This is a genomic window from Paraburkholderia sp. GAS448 (assembly GCF_050435685.1).
GTDB lineage: Bacteria > Pseudomonadota > Gammaproteobacteria > Burkholderiales > Burkholderiaceae > Paraburkholderia.
Genome location: NZ_JBNDKT010000005.1, coordinates 428,584 through 449,471 on the forward strand (window position 1 = coordinate 428,584; position 20,888 = coordinate 449,471).

Below are 20,888 nucleotides of genomic sequence, written 5' to 3' on the forward strand. Positions count from 1 at the left end.
GCTCACGGTCGATCAGCAGCAACGCGCACGCTGGCATTCCATGAGCGTGCGGCTTTACCCCAGGAGGCAATTTCGATGAAAGCATACGCGCAACGACTCATTGCCGCGCGGCTCGGCCTCGCGCTACTCACGTTGCTGCTGGTGTCGGCGGTGGTGTTCGCCATTACCGGCCTGTTGCCGGGCGACGCCGCCCAGGAGGCGCTCGGCCAGGCCGCCACACCCGAAGCCGTCGCGGCACTGCGCCATCAGTTCGGGCTCGATCAGCCCGCGCTGCAACGCTACGTCGAATGGCTTCTGCATATCGTGCGAGGCGACTTCGGCATATCGCTGTCGAACAGCATGCCGGTCAGCCAGCTGATCGCGACGCGTCTGCCGAACTCGCTCGTGCTTGCCGGTCTGACGACACTGGTGTCGGTTCCGGTCGCGCTCGCCATCGGGATCCTGTCGGCGATGTTCCGCGGCTCGCTGCTCGATCGTGCGCTCAACGTGATCACGCTTTCGGCGGTCGCTGTGCCGGAGTTTCTGATTGCCACCATCGCGGTGCTGGTGTTCGCCGTGAAGCTGCGCTGGCTGCCGGCGCTCTCCTATCTGTCGGAAGTATCGTCGTTCGGCGGACTGCTGCGCATCTATGCGATGCCTGTGATGACGCTGTGCTGCGTGATCGTGGCGCAGATGGCCCGCATGACGCGCGCTGCCGTGCTCGATCAGCTCAATTCGTCGTACGTCGAGATGGCCGTGCTGAAGGGCGCAACGCCCACCCGCGTCGTGTTGCGGCACGTCGTGCCGAACACGATCGGCCCGATCGCCAATGCGGTCGCGCTGAGCCTGTCCTATCTGTTTGGCGGGGTGGTGATCGTCGAGTCGATCTTCAACTATCCCGGCCTTGCCAGCCTGATGGTGGATGCGGTCACGAACCGCGACATGCCGCTCGTTCAGGGGTGCGTGATGGTCTTCTGCGCGGCGTATCTCGCGCTCGTGCTGATCGCGGACCTGTGTCAAATCGTGTCTAACCCGAGGCTGCGTCAACGATGAACCGTCCAGTCAATCCCCATCTTCCTCACGCCGGCACGGAGATCTACGACGTGTCCCGCGACGACCCCTTCGACGAACCGCCCGCAACCGAAGCCGCGACGGCCGCGCCCCGGCTGTTGCGACGGCTGGCGCGACGTCTCTCGGTGCTCGGACTGATCGGCCTCGTGATCGTCGTGTTCTGGCTCGCGGTGGCGTTCATCGGACCGCTTGTCGCGCCGTACAAGGGTGGTGCGCTGACCTCGACGGAGATCTTCGGCACCTATAGCGTGGCGCATCTGCTCGGCACCGACTATCTCGGCCGCGACATGCTGAGCCGGATTCTCTACGGCACGCGCTACACGGTCGGCCTGGCGCTGGCCGCGGCGGTATTGGCCAGCCTCATCGGAACCTGCTTCGGGCTGCTCGCCGCGGTGTCGAACCGCTGGATCGACGAGGTGTTGAGCCGGTTGTTCGACGCGCTCATCTCCATCCCGAGCAAAGTGCTCGCGCTCGTCGTGATTGCCGCGTTCGGATCGTCGATTCCGATGCTCATGGGGGTTGCCGCGCTGGCCTACATTCCCGGCGCGTTCCGCATTTCGCGCTCGCTCGCGGTGAACCTGATGACGCTGGAGTACGTGCAGGTCGCGCGGGCGCGCGGCGAACGGCTGCCTTACATCGCGCGCGTAGAACTGCTGCCGAACATGATCCATCCGATGCTGGCCGACTTCGGCCTGCGCTTCGTTTTTATCGTGCTGTTGCTGAGCGGTCTGAGCTTTCTGGGTCTGGGCGTGCAGCCGCCGAACGCGGACTGGGGCTCGCTCGTGCGGGAAAACATCGGTGGCCTGTCGGAAGGCGCGCCTGCGGTGCTGATGCCCGCGGTGGCGATCGCGTCGCTGACCATCGGGGTGAATCTGCTGATCGACAATCTGCGCCGTCGCCACGGTCGCGGACAGGGAGGCGCGCAATGAATGCCGGCAACATGATCGAAGTACGAGGTCTGCGCGTCGTCGCGGGCGCGGCACCCGACCCGGTCGTTGAAATCGTCAAGGGCGTCGATTTCTCGGTGAAGAAGGGCGAGGTGCTGGCGCTGATCGGCGAGTCGGGCTCGGGCAAGACGACGATCGCGCTGTCGCTGCTGGGCTACGCCCGCGCAGGCTGCTCGATCAGCGGCGGCAGCGTGCGGATCGGCGAGGTCGATGTGCTGTCGCTGGATCAGGCCGGCCGCCGGGCGTTGCGCGCACGGAAAGTCGCCTATGTCGCACAGAGCGCGTCGGCGGCCTTCAATCCCGCGCGAACCATCATGGACCAGGTCATCGAGCCCGCGCTGCTGCATCGGCTGATGACGCGCGATGTGGCATGCAAGAAGGCAATCGCCCTGTTCCGTTCGCTCGCGCTGCCGACCCCTGAAACGATCGGCGAGCGCTACCCGCATCAGGTCTCGGGCGGTCAGCTGCAACGGCTGATGGCCGCCATGGCGCTCATCACGGACCCGGCGGTCGTCGTATTCGATGAGCCGACCACCGCGCTCGACGTCACGACCCAGATCGAAGTGCTGGCCGCGTTCAAGCGTGTCATACGCGAGCTGGGCACGACAGCGGTGTATGTGTCGCACGATCTCGCCGTCGTGGCGCAGATGGCGGACCGTGTCGTCGTGCTGAACGGCGGGCTCGTGAAAGAGAACGGCGAAATCGCGCAGGTGCTCGATGCGCCCGTCGATGCGTACACGCGCCAGCTGCTTGCTGCGTCGCGCCATCCCGACGCGCCGGCCGATGCACGCCCGGCCACCAGCGCTGCTGTGCCTCCGCTGCTCGAAATCCGCGGCCTGTCGGCGGGCTATGGCCGGATCGACCGGACTACCGGCCTGCCGGCCGCACGCATCCTGGATGACGTGAGCCTGTCGATACCTCGCGGCAGCACGCTGGGTGTGATCGGCGAGTCGGGATCGGGCAAGACCACGCTCGCGCGCGTGATTGCAGGGCTGCTCGGGCGCGCCAGAGGCGAGGTGCTGTTCAACGGCGAACCGCTGCCCGCGGAGCTTTCGCAGCGCACGCACGAGCAGTACCGGCAGATCCAGATCGTGTTCCAGAATGCCGACACCGCGCTGAACCCCAGTCACACGATTGCAGACATCCTTGGCCGGCCGCTGGCGTTTTATCACCGTCTGCGCGGGGCGGCAGCCAGAAAGCGGATGCTGGAACTGCTCGATCTGGTGAAGCTGCCAGCTTCGATCGCTGAACGTAATCCGGCGGGTCTGTCGGGCGGCCAGAAGCAACGGGTCAACTTCGCGCGGGCGCTGGCAGCGGAACCCGCGCTGATTCTCTGCGATGAGGTGACCTCAGCGCTCGATACGGTGGTAGGTGCAGCGATTCTCGACCTGCTGGGCGAACTGCGCCGCGAACTCGGCGTGTCATATATGTTCATCAGCCACGATATCTCCACGGTGCGCGCCATCTGCGACGATGTAATCGTGCTGTACGCCGGGCATCGCGTCGAGGCCGGGCAGCGCGATGTGCTGGCCGCGCCGCCGTATCACCCTTACACCGGTCTACTGGTCAATTCAGTGCCGGCGCTCAGGCCCGGCTGGCTCGACGCGCGCTGCAGCGTCAGCAGCGCTGCTTTGCCGCCCCTCAGTGCCAGCGACGACAGCCCGGAACTGTGCAGCTTCCGCGCGCGTTGTCCGGTGCGCATCGAAGGAAAATGCAACGCCACGGCGCCGTCGCTCAGGCGGCTCGAGTCGGGCGCCGAGATCCTTTGTCACCATTCGAGCGAGGAGCTTGACCGTCTGCAGCGTCTGGAGGTGATTCCCGCATGAACGCACGATTCGTTCGAGTGGCGGAAACCGGGCGCAAGACCTTTCCGGTGACCATCGATGGCGTGGTGTGCGAGGCCGCCGAAGGCGACACGCTGATGGTTGCGCTGCTGACCACGGTGTCCGCGTTGCGCGATTCCGAATTCGGCGACGGACGGCGCGCCGGCTTCTGTTTGATGGGTTCCTGTCAGGATTGCTGGGTGTGGACCACCGGCGGCGAGCGGCTGCGTGCATGCAGCACACCGGCTGCGCCCGGCATGTCGATCGTGACGCGGCTCACCGAAGGAGAGGGCATATGGCCGCGCGGGTAATCGTGATCGGCGCCGGTCCGGCCGGCGTGCGCGCCGCGCAGGCGCTCGCAGGAGCGGGGCTCAGGCCCATCGTCATCGACGAAGGGCGGCGCGACGGTGGCCAGATCTATCGCCGGCAGCCGGAGGGCTTTTCGCGCACCTACGACGCGCTGTACGGAACCGAGGCCGCCCGTGCCGCATCCGTTCACGCGACGTTCGACGCGCTCAGGTCTCGTATCGACTATCTGCCGGAAACGCTCGTCTGGAATATCTCGCCCGGCATGGTGCATCTTGTCAGCGGCACGCGCTATCACGCGCTGAAGTTCGATGCGCTCATCGTCTGTAGCGGGGCGACCGACCGGCTGATGCCGGTGAAGGGCTGGCAACACGCGGGGACTTACACGCTCGGCGGCGCGCAGGTCGCGCTGAAGTCGCAAGGGTGCGCGGTGGGTGCGCGCACGGTGATGATGGGCACCGGCCCTTTGCTGTATCTCGTGGCCGCGCAATACGTGAAGGCCGGTGCGCAGGTGTGCGCCGTGCTGGATACGTCGACCGCGCTGCAGCGGCTGCGCGCGTTGCCCGCGCTGCTGTCGATTCCCGCGGCGCTCTGGAAGGGACTCGCGCTGATGCGCGTGCTGCGGCGAGCGAAGGTGCCGGTCCATCGAGGCGTGCGGCCCGTTGAGATCAAGGGAACGTCTCAGGATGGCGTGACCGGCGTCGCGGTGAAGCTGCAGGACGGCGCGTTGTTCGAGCGTGCGTGCGACGCCGTAGCACTCGGTTATCACCTGCGCCCGGAGACCCAGCTCGCCGACCTGGCCGGGTGCGAGTTCCACTTCGACGAAGCCTCGCAGCAATGGCTGCCACACACCGACGAAGACGGACGAAGCAGCGTCAAGGGCGTCTATCTCGCGGGGGACGGCGCGCGCGTGCGCGGCGCCGATGCGGCTGAGCGTTCCGGACGCCTTGCCGCGCTTGCGGCGATGCGCGACGCGGGCATGGCCGTCGAGGGTATCGATACGCTACGCGCGGAACTGCAGCGCTTCACGCGCTTTGCCGCTGGCTTGCGCACCGCGTTTCCGTGGCCGGCGGAACTGGCGGCCGCCGTGCCGGACGACACGCTCGTCTGCCGTTGCGAAGCCATCACGGCAGGCGAATTGCGCCGTGTCGTGCGTGAAGCCGGTGCGCGCGAAGCCAACCGCGCCAAGGCATTTTCGCGGGTCGGCATGGGACGCTGCCAGGGGCGCTATTGCGGGCACGCCGGCGCCGAGATCATCGCGGCCGCGGCGTGCGTGCCGCTTTCCGCCGTAGGCCGGCTGCGCGGCCAGGCGCCCGTCAAACCGTTGCCGATGGCGCTTGTCGAGGACACCTGCGAATGACTGCGAGCGAAGCGGATGTGATCGTGATCGGCGGCGGCATCATGGGCGCCACCACGGCATTTTTTCTGAGCCGCCGCGGGCGCTCGGTGCTGCTTCTCGAGCGTGGCCAGACGGGCCAGCAGGCGAGCGGGGTGAACTTCGGCGGCATCCGTCGTCAAGGGCGCGCGCTTTCTCAACTGGCGATGGCGAATCGCGCGCTCGCCACCTGGCGGCAGGCGGCCGAATGGCTGGGAGAGGATATCGAGTTTCTGCCGTCCGGGCATACGCGAGTGTGCTATCACCCGCACGACGCCGCGTACTTCGAGACCTATGCCAAAGAGGCACGCGCCTTCGACCTCGAACTGGAAGTATTGCAGGGCGAAGCGGTGTTTCGCCGCTTTCCGTTTCTTGGGCGGGAGGTATTGGCCGCATCGATCTCTCCACTCGATGGTCACGCGAATCCTCGCCTTGCCGCGCCAGCTTTCGGGCGTGCAGCGGCGAGGATGGGGGCACAGGTGCTCGAGAACGTGGAGATCGTGCGAGTCGAGAAGGAGGGCGGTGGTTTCCGGGTCGAGAGCGCGGATGGCGTCGTCTATCGGGCAGCGCAGCTGGTGATCTGCGCTGGCGCGTGGGCGGACCGGTTGAGTGCGCAGTTCGGCGAACCTGTGCCGCTTGCCGCGCGCGGTCCGCAGATGGCCGTGACCGAACCCGTGCCGTATGTGTTCCGCTCGTCGATGGGTGTCTATACGTCCATCAAGGAAGAGAGTGTTTATTTCCGCCAGATTCCGCGCGGCAACATCGTTCTCGGCGGCGGTCCTGCCGGGCCGGCGGATGCCGACACGCAGCGCGCGTCGGTGTTGCCGCTCAACACGGTGCGGCAGCTTGCGCAGTTCCGCAGACTGGTGCCGGCGCTCGCGCCGCTTCATGTCATTCGTGTGTGGAGCGGCGTGGAAAGCTATCTCCCCGACAGCGAGCCGGTCATCGGGCCAAGCTCGAAGCAGCCGGGACTTTTCTATGCATTCGGCTTTAGCGGGTCGGGCTTCCAGATCGGCCCAGGTGTCGGCGAGACGCTTGCGGAACTCGTCGATACGGGCAGCACGTCGATTCCGCTCGAGACCTTTTCGATTTCACGCTTTGCAGCCCAACCCGCGGTTCCTTCCGAATGTGGCACGTCATGAAACACTCCGAACCACTCGAAGAAGCACGGGCGTTCATCGAAGCGCATTTCAACGAGCCCGTCACGCTCGCACAACTGGCGGCGCTGTCGGCGCTGAGCGTGTCGCGCTTCGCGACTGCATTCAGGCAGCGATTCGGTTCTTCACCGTATCGTTACCTGTGCAGACTGCGCATCCAGCATGCGCAGTCGCTGCTTCTTGCGGGCGTGCCAGGATCGGCGGTGGCGACCGAGGTGGGCTTCTTCGACCAGAGCCATTTCGGTCGGCATTTCAAGCGGTGTTGCGGCATGACGCCCAGCATGTTCGTCGAGCGTGCAGCGGCGCGCAAAATCATGCGAGGCGCACCGGCCGTTCGGCAGCCAATGACGGCGGACGCGAACGCATCGGGAGCGACGATGTCGTGAAGCGGGTCAGCCGAGCGGGAGTCCGGCGCGTTTGAGCGCCTCGCGAATGCCGAGCGCGGGGCATGCCCGATCCACTTCGCGGATGTCCCCGCGCGTTTCGTCGATGATCCAGTCGCGCAGACGCGCCACCACCGGCCGCATCGGCTTGTTCGGGGGCGCGACGAGACAGCAGCGGCGGCTCGTGACGACAATCTCTTCGGTTGCCGGCAGCAGTACGCCTTCGGTGATCCAGTGCGCGACCACGTTGAGCCAGCCTAGCCCTATCCCTTGCCCGAGCAGCGCTGCCTGAACGACGATCGCATAGTCGTTCAGTCGCAGCGTGGCGGCGTTGCGCCGCCGCTTGTCCGGAAACGTCCTGAAGCGGTCCTGCCAGCCGCGTTCGTCATCGTCCATCACGATGAACGTATCGCTCTCGCCGTTGTGGCGGTTCTGCTCAGCCTGCTCGCAATACCTGCGGCTGCACACCGGCAGCAGCACCTCGGGCATGACGAGCGCGGCGGTGTCGTCGATCTCGTCCTCCGCAAGAAACCGCATGCCAAGATCGACATCGATCAGCGGGCCGCCGATGCGGCCGGAAATCAGCTGAAACCGCAGATCGAGGTTCGGAAATGCGCGATTGAGACGGTCCATGCGCGGCATCAGCCAGTGGGTCGTGAACGCCGTGGACACCGAAAGCGTCACGCTTTCCACGCCGGTCTCACGTGCTTCGATCTCGGCGATCGCGCTCTCTATGCCGGCAAACCCCTCGGAAATCTTGCGATAGAGGATGCTGCCGTTCTCGGTCAGTTCGATGCCGCCGCGCACGCGTTCGAACAGCCGGACGCCCAGGTGGTCTTCCATGCGCGCGAGCATCCGGCTCACGGCAGGTTGACTGACGTACAACTCGCGTGCGGCATGCGTGAAATTTCCGCAGCGGGCAGCCGCTTCGAAAACGAACAACGCGTTCGCACTGGGTAATTTTCGGCGCAGATTTGGCATAACGCGATGTTATGCCGGATCCAGTCATTCGGGAATTTGCGTTTTGCGATTGCATTGCATGACGGCAAACTGGTCTGGTTCAGCCCGCCAGAACTCAAAATCAGGCAAAATTCGGTATTACTGCCGGTCTGTGACGCAGCCGGTGGCGTTCACCACCCTGTTTTCTGATCTTGAGACGAGCAATGAGCAGCCAGAAACCTACCATCATTTACACGCTGACCGACGAAGCCCCGCTGCTGGCCACGAGTGCCTTCCTGCCCATCATCCGCACCTTCACCGCGCCGGCCGGCATCGACGTCACCACCAGCGACATTTCGGTGGCGGGCCGTATCCTGGGCGAGTTCCCCGAATTCCTGACCGAAGAACAACGGGTGCCGGACAACCTGGCCGAACTCGGCCGTCTGACCCACCTGCCCGACACCAACATCATCAAGCTGCCCAATATCAGTGCGTCCGTGCACCAGCTGGTGAGCGCGATCAAGGAACTCCAGGCCAAGGGCTACAAGGTGCCGGATTTCCCGGAAGACCCGAAGACCGACGCCGAGCAGGCCATCCGCCAGCGCTATTCGAAGTGCCTCGGCAGCGCCGTGAACCCGGTGCTGCGCGAAGGCAACTCGGACCGCCGCGCACCGGCAGCAGTCAAGAACTACGCCCGCAAGAACCCGCACAGCATGGGCGAGTGGAGCATGGCTTCGCGCACGCACGTCGCTCACATGAAGCACGGCGACTTCTATCACGGCGAAAAGTCCATGACGCTGGACCGCGCCCGTGACGTGAAGATGGAACTGGTCACGAAAAGCGGCAAGACCATCGTGCTGAAACCGAAGGTTGCGCTGCTGGACGGCGAAATCATCGACAGCATGTTCATGAGCAAGAAGGCGCTGTGCGACTTCTACGAAGAACAGATGGAAGACGCCCGCAAGACCGGCGTGATGCTGTCGCTGCACGTGAAGGCCACGATGATGAAGGTCTCGCACCCCATCGTGTTCGGCCACGCGGTCAAGATCTTCTACAAGGAAGCCTTCGCGAAGCACGGCAAGCTGTTCGATGAACTGGGCGTGAATGTCAACAACGGCCTCGTCAACCTGTACGAAAAACTCGAAACGCTGCCGAGCTCGAAGCGCGAAGAAATCATCCGCGACCTGCACGCCTGCCACGAACATCGCCCCGAACTGGCGATGGTGGACTCGGCCAAGGGCATCTCCAACCTGCACGCCCCGAACGACGTGATCGTGGACGCGTCGATGCCGGCAATGATCCGCATCGGCGGCAAGATGTGGGGCGCGGACGGCCGTCCGAAGGACACCAAGGCGGTGATCCCGGAGAGCACGTTCGCCCGTATCTATCAGGAAATCATCAACTTCTGCAAGACCAACGGCAACTTCGATCCGGTCACGATGGGCACCGTGCCGAACGTCGGCCTGATGGCGCAGAAGGCTGAGGAATACGGCTCGCACGACAAGACCTTTGAAGTGCCGGAAGCAGGCGAAGCCCGCATCGTCGACCTCGCCACCGGCGAAGTGCTGCTGGTGCAGAACGTTGAAGAAGGCGACATCTGGCGCATGTGCCAGGTCAAGGACGCGCCGATCCGCGACTGGGTCAAGCTGGCCGTCACGCGTGCCCGCAACTCGGGTATGCCGGCCGTCTTCTGGCTGGACCCGTACCGTCCGCACGAAGCCGAGCTGATCAAAAAGGTCGAGACCTACCTGAAGGATTACGACACCACGGGCCTCGACATCCAGATCATGTCGCAGGTGCGCGCCATGCGTTACACGCTGGAGCGCGTCATCCGCGGCCTGGATACGATCTCGGTCACCGGCAACATCCTGCGCGACTACCTGACCGACCTGTTCCCGATCATGGAACTGGGCACCAGCGCGAAGATGCTCTCCATCGTTCCGTTGATGGCAGGCGGTGGCATGTACGAAACGGGCGCGGGCGGCTCGGCTCCGAAGCACGTCAAGCAACTGGTGGAAGAAAACCACCTGCGCTGGGATTCGCTGGGTGAGTTCCTGGCGCTTGCTGTGTCGCTGGAAGAGCTGGGTCTCAAGACTGAAAACGCGAAGGCCAAGATTCTCGCCAAAACGCTGGATGCCGCCACGGGCAAGCTGCTGGACAACAACAAGAGCCCGTCGCCGAAGACCGGTCAGCTGGACAACCGTGGCAGCCAGTTCTATCTGGCGATGTACTGGGCCCAGGAACTGGCGGCGCAGAAAGACGATGCAGCGCTTGCCGCACAGTTCGCACCGCTCGCCAGGCAGCTGACCGAAAACGAGCAGACGATCGTTGCAGAACTGTCGGCTGTCCAGGGCAACCCGGCAGACATCGGCGGCTACTACAAGCCTGACTTCGCGAAGCTGGACACTGTGATGCGCCCGAGCAAGACGCTGAACGCGGCGCTGGCTGTTGTTCACGGTTAAGAACCTGGCAGCACGGTCAGTCGACGTAGCGTGTTGTACTTGATTCGCTGAACGCCACCCTTCCGGTTGTGAGCCGGAAGGGTGGTTTGTACAGAAGGCGCGAGATCTCTGATTGCCAAGGTGGTCGATTCTGACGAGGAGATCGCCCGATGCATGAATTGCGGGGCAGTGTAGGTTGATTCACGCGGCCCAAAGAATCAGTAATCCTGATTATACGGCGACCGGGTTCACGTCATATGAAACAGTCAGGGTCGTCCGCCCGGAGATCTTCACGCCGGGGATGCACCATCCCACGCCACCCCGTTCAGCGCGCTTTTTTGCGCATGGGCACCGGATAAGGCAGTATTAAGCCCCGGCCGACGCGCTGCACACGCTGGCAAGCGACCGTCCCCGACCGGAAATACGCATACAAAACCGTCGCGAGCGGTCGGCGACAGCCAGTCCGGCGATCACGTCATATCGACCCGTGCCAGTGGCAGAATCACGGGAATTGAAGTGTCCACAAGGGAGTCGAGCAATGGGCAAGAAGACGCGTAGCGAGCGTGACGATCCGCCACCTGATCAGCAAGCCGCCTGCCCTGACATTCCCGGACAGGTCGTACTTGTCTTTCAGGGCGGCGGAGCGCTGGGTGCGTACCAGGCTGGTGTCTACCAGGCGCTTCACGATGCGAAGGTCGAGCCCGACTGGGTCATAGGCACATCGATCGGCGCGATAAACGGCGCGATCATTACGGGCAACCGGCCGGAGGATCGGCTGGCGCGGCTGTCCCAGTTCTGGGACGGCGTCGCCCGTCGCGATAGCGGGACGGCGGGCTGGCTGCCGGGCTTCGACAACTGGATGCGCGATCTGGCAATCGTGACGCAAGGCATACCGTCATTTTTTGCGCCAAGGCCAGCGTCGTGGGCAGGCCTTCACGCACCTGTCGGAGCCGACCAGGCGGCGTTCTATTCGACCCACCCGCTACGCGAAACGTTGGCGTCGCTTGTCGATTTCGATTATCTGAATCAGAAAAATACGCGGTTGACAGTGGGCGCCGTCAATGTCCGCAGCGGACGTATGCGCTATTTCACGAATCGGGACGCCCCCATGGATGTCGATCACGTCATGGCATCCGCGGCGTTTCCGCCCGGCTTTCCTTCGGTGCGACTGGACGATGAGCCGTACTGGGATGGCGGGATCTATTCCAACACGCCGCTCGAAGCGGTTCTAGACGATCATCCTCGCCGCAGCTCGGTGATTTTCGCGGTGCAATTGTGGCCGGCTAGCGGGCCGGAACCCGCGTCGATCTGGCAGGTGATGAGCCGGCAGCGTGACATCCAGTATTCGAGCCGCGCGGAAAGCCATCTCGAACGGCAGAGGCAGATTCATCGGCTGCGCCATGTGATTCGGGAACTCGGCCGGCACATCCCGGAAGCACAGCGCGAATCCGCCGAAGTTAAGGAACTGCTGGGTTGGGGATGTGGCACAACGATGCAGGTGGTGGAACTCGACGCGCCGAGATTCGAGGGCGACGACCTCAACAAGGATATCGATTTTACGTCGAGTGGAATCAGGCGCCGCTGGGCCACGGGTTATGAAGACACGGCACGCGTGCTGCAGCAGTCACCGTGGCGCGACGCGCCCGACCCGATGGAAGGCATCTCGATCTACCGGATGAGTACCCAGACAGGCTGACGTTATTCGAGCGACTTTTCCCCGGCAGGCTGGCCGCCGCTGTTCTAAAGAATTCTGGCCGCCTGTCGATAATCTTTTCATGGAAAAGCATCTCGAGCGAAGACTAATGGAATCTGCCGGCAGTCCTGTTGCGGGTGAAATGGCCGCGAGTTCCGCCCGGTCCGGGTTGGCAGGCGCATTGCCCGATGCGGCGAGGCAGACACACAGGCTGCCCTCCCTGAACGAGGAAGAGGGAGAGGCGCTCGTCTTCATCGCGCGCATGGTCGAGCAGGGCGAACTCGACCCGATCGACGGAATCGACCTTTGCTGCGCGAGGCACGATTCGGCATAGCAGATAGCCCCGCATGAGCCTTGCCTGAAAAAGGCAAAGCGGGAGCGTTTCGTCAGAACAATCGCTCGAAACGCATCGTGCATCCATCAATACCCGATCACCCGCTCGCACACCTTCAGTAATGTGCGCGCAGGCCGTAAATGCAGGTGTCGCGATTGCACCTATGCCCACAATCCGGGCGCGTCTCAGGAAGCCGTTAATGATGAAAGTAGCTGAAGTAACGTTCCCGACCTCCGTTGGAGGATCAACCGCTCACGAGGTCGCGAAGGGACGCGTGGTGAAGATCTTTATGCTGGACAGCGCCGTGCCGTTGTTCAATGTCGTGTTCGGAGGCATGCGCTTTCTGGCAGACAAGCAGCAGACGCTGAAGCAGATCGAGGCGTGCAAGGCGAGTGGCGGCGAGCAGATGCCGTCTCCTGCGTGGGAATGGAAGTTCGATTCAGGGTTCGAGCATTCCGTCGATGGACACCGGAATAAAGGCTGGGTGCTCACTTCGCTTTGAGCATTTGCCCGTGCCAAAGATGCCCGGCAGCGAATCGATCTGAACCCGGCTCGACCGTAGCGGCACCGAGCTGTTCGGTGTGCCGGGTCAGGGGAGCTTTCAGCGCATGAATAACGCGCAGATCATCAGGCTATTGAAAGGTGCGGGGCGCGCTTTCATGCTACGATCGCCTCCGCTTTTCCGAGGCAAACGACATGTTCCGCAGATGGTTTTGCGCCCTGTTTGCGCTTCTGACGTGCTGGCCTGCGTTCGCTGCCCACACTGATCAGGCATTTTCCATGATGGGTCTCACGCATGAGGGAGACACGGCCGTGTTGCGCTTCGACCCTGCTCCGTCCGCGACGGGCAGGCTCGTGATTCTAGGCGACCGCACGCATTCCGAAGCCAGGACCGTGGCGTTTTCTTACCGGATACTCCCGGTTACGCCTCACGCACCCGGCAACCCCACGGTGGAAATGACGTTCGCAGACAAGCAGTCTCTGACCATCTTTTGCGATCCGCTTTCGGATAACTGCCGATCCACCGATTTCGTGACGGAGGATGGCATAACGTTCTCGTTGCTCTGGCGCATCGAGAGGCACTGAGCGCAGGCGAATCGCTGGAGTTCGTGTGTCAGTACGCCCGCGACTGACGCATCCCGACACGGTCTACCCCGCAGTCACGCCCGCGCATCACTCCCCCTTCGACGCGATGAGCGTCACCGTCACGCCCTGGCAGCTCTCGTTGCGTGCAACCTGCAGGTCGCGCCAACGCATGGTATTACCGTGCCCGAGTATCATCGGATTGTTCCGTTCATCCGGACGTAGCACGTTGAACGGCCACGATGGACGCCGTAACCGTTCATGTACGACCGAGCCGAGCCAGATGGGTGTCGGCGGCAGGCCGCCAGGTTGTTCGACTGCGTACATCGTGGGCCAGAGCCGAAGCACATCGCGTTGGTCGGCGGTAGCGTACGCGCGCGCAAACACGAGCGTGGAAGGTTCGCCGTTGTTCAGCTTCGGCAGCGCGGGAAGATCGATGGCCGCGACGTTCGGCGACACGAGCGACAGCACGCTGCGCGTGGAAAGCGGCGCGCCTCTCGTCCAGCCGCGTGCCAGCAGTTTTGCCGTTATCTGTGTCGAAGTCGCGGCCCACTGGATGGTGATCGGTTCGCGCGGGTCGCCCTCCATGTTGGATCGATAGCACGAGAACAATTTCCAGACCGTATCGGTCCATTGAGCGGGCGTGACGACAATGGCTGACGGCGTCTCCACGGCGGCAGGTTGTTCGCGTCGCCTCGTTCCCGGCTGCGCGGCGACGCTCGCGCAGATCACGACCAGAACCGCCATCGGCATGAGCGGACGCCCGGCGGGTTTCGACGGAAAGCGCCAGACCGCGGTCAGCGCGACGGCGAAGACCCAGACGGCCGCGAGGGCCGCGCCCCCCACCGCGTCGGTAAACAGAAACCGCCCGTTATAGAGTCCGGCAAGTGCCACCCCGGTTACGATGGCGACGGTCGCGGTTGCAACCAGCACGCCCGTCAGGAGGCCTACGCGCCGCACAAGCAAAAAGGCGAGAAAGCCGTAAATGACCACGGTCGCGGCCACATGGTCGCTGGGAAACGTATGAAAGCCGGGTCCGAACGCTGTCAGTTGCGGGCCTTCGCGCGCAACCTGGATCGAGAAAACCAGCAGCTGGGAAAACCCGACGGCGATGAGCCAGTAAGCGACCGTGTGCCAGCGGCGCTCGAGCACCATCCAGACGACGACCAGAACGACCAGCGATGCCAGCGTGGGTACGCTGCCGAGCATGGAGACCACCGACAACAGCGCGTCGCCCCACGAAGAATGAAACGACTGCAGGAACCGGTAAACCGACATGTCCATCTGGACGACCGGATTGCCCTGCGTCACGTCCCGCAGCGTCGAAAAGAACACGGCGCCGGACACGAGTAGCAGCACGGAAATCGTGACGATGAGTCCGGTGACGGGATTGGCTGGGTTGAGAAAGCGCAGCACGAGCCGGCGGGCCCGTGAGCGTGGCTTACGGCGCGCCCAGTTGAGCACACGCCGCCTTGAAGAGTTGGTCCAGGCTTTCGCATGAGACAGGCCAAGGCGGGCCAGCTTGAACGTTATCCATCCCGCTGCAACGATAATCGCGACTACGACCGCAAGTCGGAAAGACACCGCGCCGGCCAGTTCGATCGACGCGCCGAACACAACGCCTGGAAGGATATGCACCGGCGCCCACAGCAGGGCCGAAGCGATATTGACTGCGAGGAAGCGCGCGGGCCGCATGCCCAGCATCCCTGCTACGACGGGAATAATCGCTCGCAGCGGCGCAATGAACCTGGCGAACACCACGCTTTTGGCGCCATGCATTTCGAAATACTTTTGCCCTGTGACGAGCAGGCCCGGATGGGTGCGAAATGGCCACAACTGCGTGATGGTTGCCCTGTAACGGGCGCCGAACCAGTAGCTGGCGGCATCGCCCGCCACCGCGCCGACGATGGCGCAGACCATGACCCACCCCAGATTCAGTGCGCCCGCGCCGATCAGCGCGCCCGCCAGGAACATCGCGGTGCTGCCGGGAACGAACGTGCCGATGAACGCGACGGATTCGAAGGAGGCCGCGAGAAACACGACCACGAACGCCCAGCCCGGATTGGCGGCCAGAAGATGCAGCAGTTTGAAATAGGCGTGCTCCATCAGCGCCTCCGCAGCTGCGCCGTGCCAACCATGCGCCTGTCAGGCATCCGGCCGCGTGTCACATTTGCTCCCGTCCATAGGCAGATAGTTTGACGAGATCGAGCACTTCGATCTGATTGTACGAAAGCCGGACCAGGCCGGCTTTCTCGAGGCCCTGCAAGGCCTGATTGATCCGTTGCCGCGATACGCCGGCCAGCAGCCCGACCTCTTCCTGCGAGATCGCGAGGACGCGGCCGGTCTCGGGATACAGATCCGGGTTGAAGAGTTGCGCGAGCGCCTGCGCCACTCTTGCATCGACATCGAGCAGGCGGCTGTTCTGGATCGACGCGATGAATTCGCCCATCCGGTTGTTGAGCTGGTGAATGACAAAGCCGGTGAAGGGCAGGCTGGTAGACAGCAGCTCATGGAACGTCGCGAGAGGCACGAACATCACAAGCGAGCGCTGGATGGCCACGACGTCGTATTTCCGGAGTTCGCGCTTGATCACGCTGCCTTCTCCGAACCAGCCGCCCGGAGGCACGCCGGACAGCGTGCAGCTGCGTCCCGACGTATTGTAGACGGCCAGTTTGAGAAGCCCGGAGTGGACCCCGATCCAGTAGTCGGAAGGCGCGCCGCGATGCGCCACCCACGCGCCGCTTTCGCGATACTCCGCATGCGAAGTCGCGAGCGCCAGTTCCTGATGCCCGGCAGCCAGTGTGCGGAACCAGGCGCATGAAGCAAACAGCGCGGCCACGCTGAACTGTCCGGATTCCTCGGGCACATCCGGCGCGTCGCAGGTTGAGACGGGCGGGTTGTCTGTATCGTTCATGGTTATCGGACCGGTGCAAACTGCAGGCAGCAATGCTGCGGCACTGCGAGGGTAGCGCAGGAGCAGTGCCGGGGATAGCAGCAACGCGGGCGCTGGACAGCCCCGGATGCTGCGGAGCAACGGGACTCTGTCATCGCGGTGACAGACAGCCGTCGGCGATGTCGCTACGCTAGATAAAATACCCGAAAAACACGAGCGTACGCAAAATCAACGGAGACAAGGTCATGCCGCATATTTTCGAGGACGGGCTAGGGCAGTGCGAGGCGAATCACGTGTCATTGACACCGGTCGATTTCATCGCCCGTGCCGCAGAAGTTTATGGTGAGCGTCTCGCGGTCGTCCATGGGGACGTACGCCGAACCTGGCGCGAAACGTACGACCGCGTGCGGCAGCTGGCCGACGCGCTGCGTCAGGCGGGCGTGCAGCGTGGCGACACCGTCGCCGTCCTGCTGCCGAACATCCCGCAGATGATCGAGGCGCATTTCGGCGTGCCCATGCTCGGCGCGGTGCTGAATGCGCTGAATACGCGGCTCGACGTTTCGTCGATGCTGTTCATGTTGCGGCACGGCGAGGCGAAGGTGCTGATCGTCGACACCGAGTACGCTGAACTCGCGCATCGGGCATCGCTTGATTTTCCGGACCTCACGATCATCAGCGTGAGCGACGTGATGCCTGCCGACCCCGAGCGCTTTGCTCGCGCAACCGATTACGAAGCCTTCCTCGCAAAGGGCGACGCGGCCTTTCACTGGACGCCGCCAGCGGACGAATGGGAGGCGATCGCGCTCAACTATACGTCCGGCACCACGGGCGACCCGAAGGGCGTCGTGTATCACCATCGAGGAGCGTATCTGAATGCGCTCAGCAATATTCTCGAATGGGACATGCCGAAGCATGCCGTGTACCTCTGGACGTTGCCGCTCTTTCACTGCAACGGCTGGTGCTTCGCATGGACCGTCGCGGCCCGGGCGGGCGTCAATGTATGCCTGCGAAAGTTCGACGCGAAGCACGTGTTCGAGCTGATTCGCCGCGAAGGCGTCACCCACTATTGCGGTGCGCCGATCGTGCAGAGCGCGCTTGCCAATGCACCCGCCGAGTGGCGTGAAGGAATCGACCACGTCGTGCGCACGATGGTCGCGGGCGCCGCGCCTTCCCCTGCGGTGATCGGCAAAATGAAGGAGATCGGCTTCGACCTGACGCACGTGTACGGGCTCACCGAGGTCTACGGCCCCGCAGCCGTATGCGCGAAACAGGCCTGCTGGGACGAACTGGGCGACGACGAGCGTGCCCGGCTGAATGCCCGTCAGGGTGTCCGTTATCACCTGCAGTCGGGTGTCGCGGTGCTCGATCCCGATACGCTTGAGCCGGTGCCGAACGACGGCGAAACGCTTGGCGAGATCATGTTCCGCGGCAACATCTGTATGAAGGGTTACCTGAAGAATGAACGGGCAACCAGCGATGCGTTTCGCGGTGGCTGGTTCCATACGGGCGATCTCGGTGTGCTGATGCCGGATAACTACGTCCGCATCAAGGATCGAAGCAAGGACATCATTATCTCGGGTGGCGAGAATATCTCCAGCATCGAAGTGGAGGACACGCTGTACCGGCATCCGGCAGTATCCGTCGCGGCAGTCGTGGCGATGCCGGATCCGAAGTGGGGCGAAGTGCCGTGCGCCTTCATCGAACTGAGGGACGGCGCGCAGGTGACTGCCGAAGAAATCATTGCCCATTGCCGGCTGTTTCTGGCTGGTTTCAAGCTGCCCAAGATGGTGTGTTTCGGCGAGTTGCCGAAGACATCGACCGGGAAGATCCAGAAGTTCGAGTTGCGCGCGCGGGTGCGCTCCGGCAGCGCGATCGATCTTGCCGGCGATTGCGGGAATGCTGCGCAGGATCAGGCGTCACGCAAGGCGAAGAGTTAAGCGGTGTGAGCGCGGCGGCCGCGCAACGGCCGCCGCCGCGTTCCCGAACGGCTTATCCCTTCGACCCGACCCGCCCGCTGCGTGGACGCTGCGTCTCTGCGATGCCGCGCTGAGTGCGCAGCACATCAAGCAACACAGCAAGCGCGGGATTCGTCGTGTCCGGCAGCCACGCCAGCGCCACCTCGATTCGCAGTTCGGCCTGCTCCTTCAATTCGCAATACACGACGCCCGCCCGCGCAATCGATTTCAGCGATGAAGGGATCAGTGCAATGCCTTCGCCGGCTGCGATCAGGCTGAGCAGCACGTGATGATCGGCGGGCTCGGCGACGCGGGACGGATTGAAGCCGCGCGCCTGAAACAGCTTCTCGAAGTGATCGAAGTAAGCAGGATTGATGCGTCGCTGCGGCCAGAATAGCGTGTCGCTGGCGAGTTCCATCAGCGAGATGCGCCGGCGTTTGCTCAACGCATGATCCGCGGGGAGCGCGACGACCAGCGGGTCGACGAGCAGACGCTCGACGATCAGGCCGTCGGTCTCCGATGGGAGGCCGATCAACGCAGCGTCGAGCGCGCCGCGGCGAATGTCCGCGACCGACTGCTGCGAGTACTGACGCTTCTGCACCAGTCGCAGCGACGGCTCGCGCGCCTTCAGCGCGGGCTGTAGCGAGGTGAACAACGCCGGATCCAGAACCGTTGTGATGCCGAGTCGGAGCTCGAGTCGCTGCTCCGCGCGCTGCCTCACGCGCACCAGCATCGCATCGGCATCCCCGAGCAGCTTGCGGGCCTCCTTCAGAAGATGCGTTCCCGTCGACGTCAGCAACACGCGGGCCCGGTCACGATCAAAGAGCCGTGCGCCGACGATCTCTTCGAGGGCCTGGATCTGCCGCGTCAAAGGCGGCTGCGTGATCGAAAGACGCTCCGCTGCGCGACGAAAACTCAGTTCCTCCGCGACGGCGACGAAATACCTGAGTTGCCAGAGCTCGACTCGAGCCTGCATGAACGTATTCACGGAGTATCTGATACCAGAAAGGTATCACGCCGAAGGCATTGGCGCATCCTGGACGGCATCGCTATCTTCCTTGTCAACGGGCCGGCAATGACGCACGGCACGACTTTCCCGAGGACACGATGAACGACGCTCAATCAACCATGGCGCTCGGCCGCGAATATCTCGCTGCGATTGAAAAGACCCAACAACCTTCGATCATCGATGCGCTGAAAGACGTTGCGCCGGATCTCGCCGGCATGGCCATCAGCTTCGCGTATGGCGAGATCTATGCGCGTCCAGGACTCGATCTGCGTGAACGTCAGCAGGTCACCGTGGCCGCGCTCGCATCGATGGGCGGCGCCGAGCAGCAACTGAAATTCCATATCGCCGGGGCGTTGAACGTCGGTTGTACGCCCGAGGAAATCGTCGAGCTGATGACGCATCTTGTCGTGTATGCGGGCTTTCCGGCAGCACTGAACGGCGTGTATGCCGCGAAGGCCGTGTTCGGCGAAAGGGGCGTTACGGTAAGCGCAGAACCGGTCGCCTCGGGGCAAACGCGTTACGCAGACGGCCTTGCGTGCCTGCGCGCGATCGATGGCGCAGTGGGCGAGCGTGTGATCGAGTCGCTCAAGGACATCGCGCCCGACCTTGGACGTTTCATCATCGAATTCGGCTTCGGCGAAGTGTACCGGCGTCCCGCTCTGGACCTCGTTTCGCGCGAACGGGTGACGGTCGCCGCGCTGGCGGCGATGGGTAGCGCTACGCCGCAACTCAAGGTTCATATGCATGGTTTCCTCAACGTCGGCGGCACGCGTGCACAACTGGTCGAGATCGTCACGCAGATCGCTGCGTACGCCGGATTTCCTCGTGCGATCAACGCCGCTCTCGCGGCGAAAGACGTGCTGAACGATCGCGAGCACGGTATCCACTAGTAGATCGTTTCACCAAAGACGTTACATATTAAGCGACGCCAAGATCGACCTTGTTCCGGCGGAAGACAACGGGTGAGGCATTGAATTCCGCGATGCCCCCCGAACTCGATGCATAAAGATCCAGTGAATCCATCGGAACGATTTGATCAACTGATCGCTGAAACTTGAATTGTCGCATCGGGCACGCATGTTGTTGCATGAACGGAAACACAGAGTTCGTTACGATTACCTGGTCGCCATGATCTGCGACCGGCGCGTCTTCGTAGTACGAATGTCTGCGCTAATAATCCAGCGATGATTTCATTCGGGTCCGGCGCCACAGTGTTCTTTGCGGTCGCTCCGATAGCCCGAAATCGATGTCCGTTACCGTGATCGACATCTCCGCGCCGGCGTCGAAGGCTGCCGCGTCGGCCTCGCGGTTAGCACGACAGGTTGTGTCTCCGAATCGGAACGGCTCACGATATTGATATCGCAAGCCGGGCGACCTGCCATGATTCATGGGCGTCATATCGTCAGATTTGCTTATGAGGTGGCCTGAGTGGCGAGACGCGACTGTTCGTCCTTTGAGGGGTAACCATGCCTCGCTCAAATACTTCCTTGTCCACGAGAC

Annotated in this window: 18 protein-coding genes; 14 read left to right on the forward strand and 4 right to left on the reverse strand. The window is 63.3% G+C overall.

The window, feature by feature from the left end; genetic code table 11:
- Positions 1 to 75: 75 nt before the first annotated feature.
- Genes P3T23_RS13355 through P3T23_RS13385 form a run of 7 tightly spaced genes read left to right on the forward strand, consistent with a single transcriptional unit; the run spans position 76 to position 7,044 of the window.
- Positions 76 to 1,032 carry an ABC transporter permease gene (locus tag P3T23_RS13355; protein WP_429316628.1) on the forward strand — a complete coding sequence of 319 codons (957 nt, stop codon included), beginning with the start codon at positions 76 to 78 and terminating at the stop codon, positions 1,030 to 1,032.
- Positions 1,029 to 1,979 (forward strand): ABC transporter permease, encoded by a 951-nt coding sequence (locus tag P3T23_RS13360; protein WP_429316629.1) that lies wholly within the window; start codon positions 1,029 to 1,031, stop codon positions 1,977 to 1,979. Before P3T23_RS13355 ends, P3T23_RS13360 begins: the two co-directional genes overlap by 4 nt.
- Positions 1,976 to 3,823 (forward strand): ABC transporter ATP-binding protein, encoded by a 1,848-nt coding sequence (locus P3T23_RS13365; RefSeq protein ID WP_429316630.1) that lies wholly within the window; start codon positions 1,976 to 1,978, stop codon positions 3,821 to 3,823. The genes P3T23_RS13360 and P3T23_RS13365 overlap by 4 nt, the downstream gene beginning before the upstream one ends.
- On the forward strand, positions 3,820 to 4,131 hold the full coding sequence (locus P3T23_RS13370) for a (2Fe-2S)-binding protein (protein ID WP_429316631.1): 312 nt from the start codon (positions 3,820 to 3,822) through the stop codon (positions 4,129 to 4,131). The genes P3T23_RS13365 and P3T23_RS13370 overlap by 4 nt, the downstream gene beginning before the upstream one ends.
- Positions 4,116 to 5,486, forward strand: coding sequence for an NAD(P)/FAD-dependent oxidoreductase (locus P3T23_RS13375; RefSeq protein ID WP_429316632.1), 1,371 nt, complete (start codon positions 4,116 to 4,118; stop codon positions 5,484 to 5,486). The genes P3T23_RS13370 and P3T23_RS13375 overlap by 16 nt, the downstream gene beginning before the upstream one ends.
- Positions 5,483 to 6,643 (forward strand): NAD(P)/FAD-dependent oxidoreductase, encoded by a 1,161-nt coding sequence (locus P3T23_RS13380; protein ID WP_429316633.1) that lies wholly within the window; start codon positions 5,483 to 5,485, stop codon positions 6,641 to 6,643. Before P3T23_RS13375 ends, P3T23_RS13380 begins: the two co-directional genes overlap by 4 nt.
- On the forward strand, positions 6,640 to 7,044 hold the full coding sequence (locus P3T23_RS13385) for a helix-turn-helix domain-containing protein (RefSeq protein WP_429316634.1): 405 nt from the start codon (positions 6,640 to 6,642) through the stop codon (positions 7,042 to 7,044). Before P3T23_RS13380 ends, P3T23_RS13385 begins: the two co-directional genes overlap by 4 nt.
- Positions 7,045 to 7,050: 6 nt before the next feature.
- Here the strand turns inward: P3T23_RS13385 and P3T23_RS13390 are convergent, their stop codons facing one another.
- The gene (locus P3T23_RS13390; RefSeq protein ID WP_429316635.1) at positions 7,051 to 8,022 is read right to left on the reverse strand and encodes a LysR family transcriptional regulator; all 972 of its coding nucleotides are present in this window, start codon (positions 8,020 to 8,022) and stop codon (positions 7,051 to 7,053) included.
- Between the two features lie 182 nt (positions 8,023 to 8,204).
- Here P3T23_RS13390 and P3T23_RS13395 point away from each other — a divergent pair, with 182 nt between their 5' ends.
- The 5 genes from P3T23_RS13395 to P3T23_RS13415 all read left to right on the forward strand — a co-directional run bounded on the left by P3T23_RS13395 (position 8,205) and on the right by P3T23_RS13415 (position 13,534).
- On the forward strand, positions 8,205 to 10,442 hold the full coding sequence (locus tag P3T23_RS13395) for an NADP-dependent isocitrate dehydrogenase (protein WP_429316636.1): 2,238 nt from the start codon (positions 8,205 to 8,207) through the stop codon (positions 10,440 to 10,442).
- A 517-nt stretch (positions 10,443 to 10,959) separates the two neighbouring features.
- Positions 10,960 to 12,117, forward strand: coding sequence for a patatin-like phospholipase family protein (locus P3T23_RS13400; protein ID WP_429316637.1), 1,158 nt, complete (start codon positions 10,960 to 10,962; stop codon positions 12,115 to 12,117).
- 79 nt (positions 12,118 to 12,196) lie between these two features.
- Positions 12,197 to 12,448, forward strand: coding sequence for a hypothetical protein (locus P3T23_RS13405; protein ID WP_429316638.1), 252 nt, complete (start codon positions 12,197 to 12,199; stop codon positions 12,446 to 12,448).
- Between the two features lie 199 nt (positions 12,449 to 12,647).
- Positions 12,648 to 12,950 carry a hypothetical protein gene (locus tag P3T23_RS13410; protein WP_429316639.1) on the forward strand — a complete coding sequence of 101 codons (303 nt, stop codon included), beginning with the start codon at positions 12,648 to 12,650 and terminating at the stop codon, positions 12,948 to 12,950.
- Between the two features lie 278 nt (positions 12,951 to 13,228).
- Positions 13,229 to 13,534 carry a hypothetical protein gene (locus tag P3T23_RS13415; RefSeq protein WP_429316640.1) on the forward strand — a complete coding sequence of 102 codons (306 nt, stop codon included), beginning with the start codon at positions 13,229 to 13,231 and terminating at the stop codon, positions 13,532 to 13,534.
- Between the two features lie 87 nt (positions 13,535 to 13,621).
- Here P3T23_RS13415 and P3T23_RS13420 read toward each other — a convergent pair whose 3' ends face one another.
- A complete protein-coding gene (locus P3T23_RS13420; protein WP_429316641.1) occupies positions 13,622 to 15,637 on the reverse strand; it encodes a VTT domain-containing protein in 2,016 nt (671 codons plus the stop codon).
- Positions 15,638 to 15,695: 58 nt separating this feature from the next.
- Positions 15,696 to 16,445 carry a Crp/Fnr family transcriptional regulator gene (locus P3T23_RS13425; protein WP_429316642.1) on the reverse strand — a complete coding sequence of 250 codons (750 nt, stop codon included), beginning with the start codon at positions 16,443 to 16,445 and terminating at the stop codon, positions 15,696 to 15,698.
- 224 nt (positions 16,446 to 16,669) lie between these two features.
- Here P3T23_RS13425 and P3T23_RS13430 point away from each other — a divergent pair, with 224 nt between their 5' ends.
- Positions 16,670 to 18,361, forward strand: coding sequence for an acyl-CoA synthetase (locus tag P3T23_RS13430; protein WP_429316643.1), 1,692 nt, complete (start codon positions 16,670 to 16,672; stop codon positions 18,359 to 18,361).
- A gap of 52 nt (positions 18,362 to 18,413) precedes the next feature.
- On the opposite strand, the gene P3T23_RS13435 is transcribed toward P3T23_RS13430, so the two are convergent.
- Positions 18,414 to 19,367 (reverse strand): LysR family transcriptional regulator, encoded by a 954-nt coding sequence (locus P3T23_RS13435; protein WP_429316644.1) that lies wholly within the window; start codon positions 19,365 to 19,367, stop codon positions 18,414 to 18,416.
- A gap of 119 nt (positions 19,368 to 19,486) precedes the next feature.
- On the opposite strand from P3T23_RS13435, the gene P3T23_RS13440 reads away from it, so the two are divergent.
- Complete coding sequence (locus P3T23_RS13440) at positions 19,487 to 20,278, forward strand: carboxymuconolactone decarboxylase family protein (protein WP_429316645.1); 792 nt, start codon at positions 19,487 to 19,489, stop codon at positions 20,276 to 20,278.
- Positions 20,279 to 20,888: the final 610 nt, after the last annotated feature.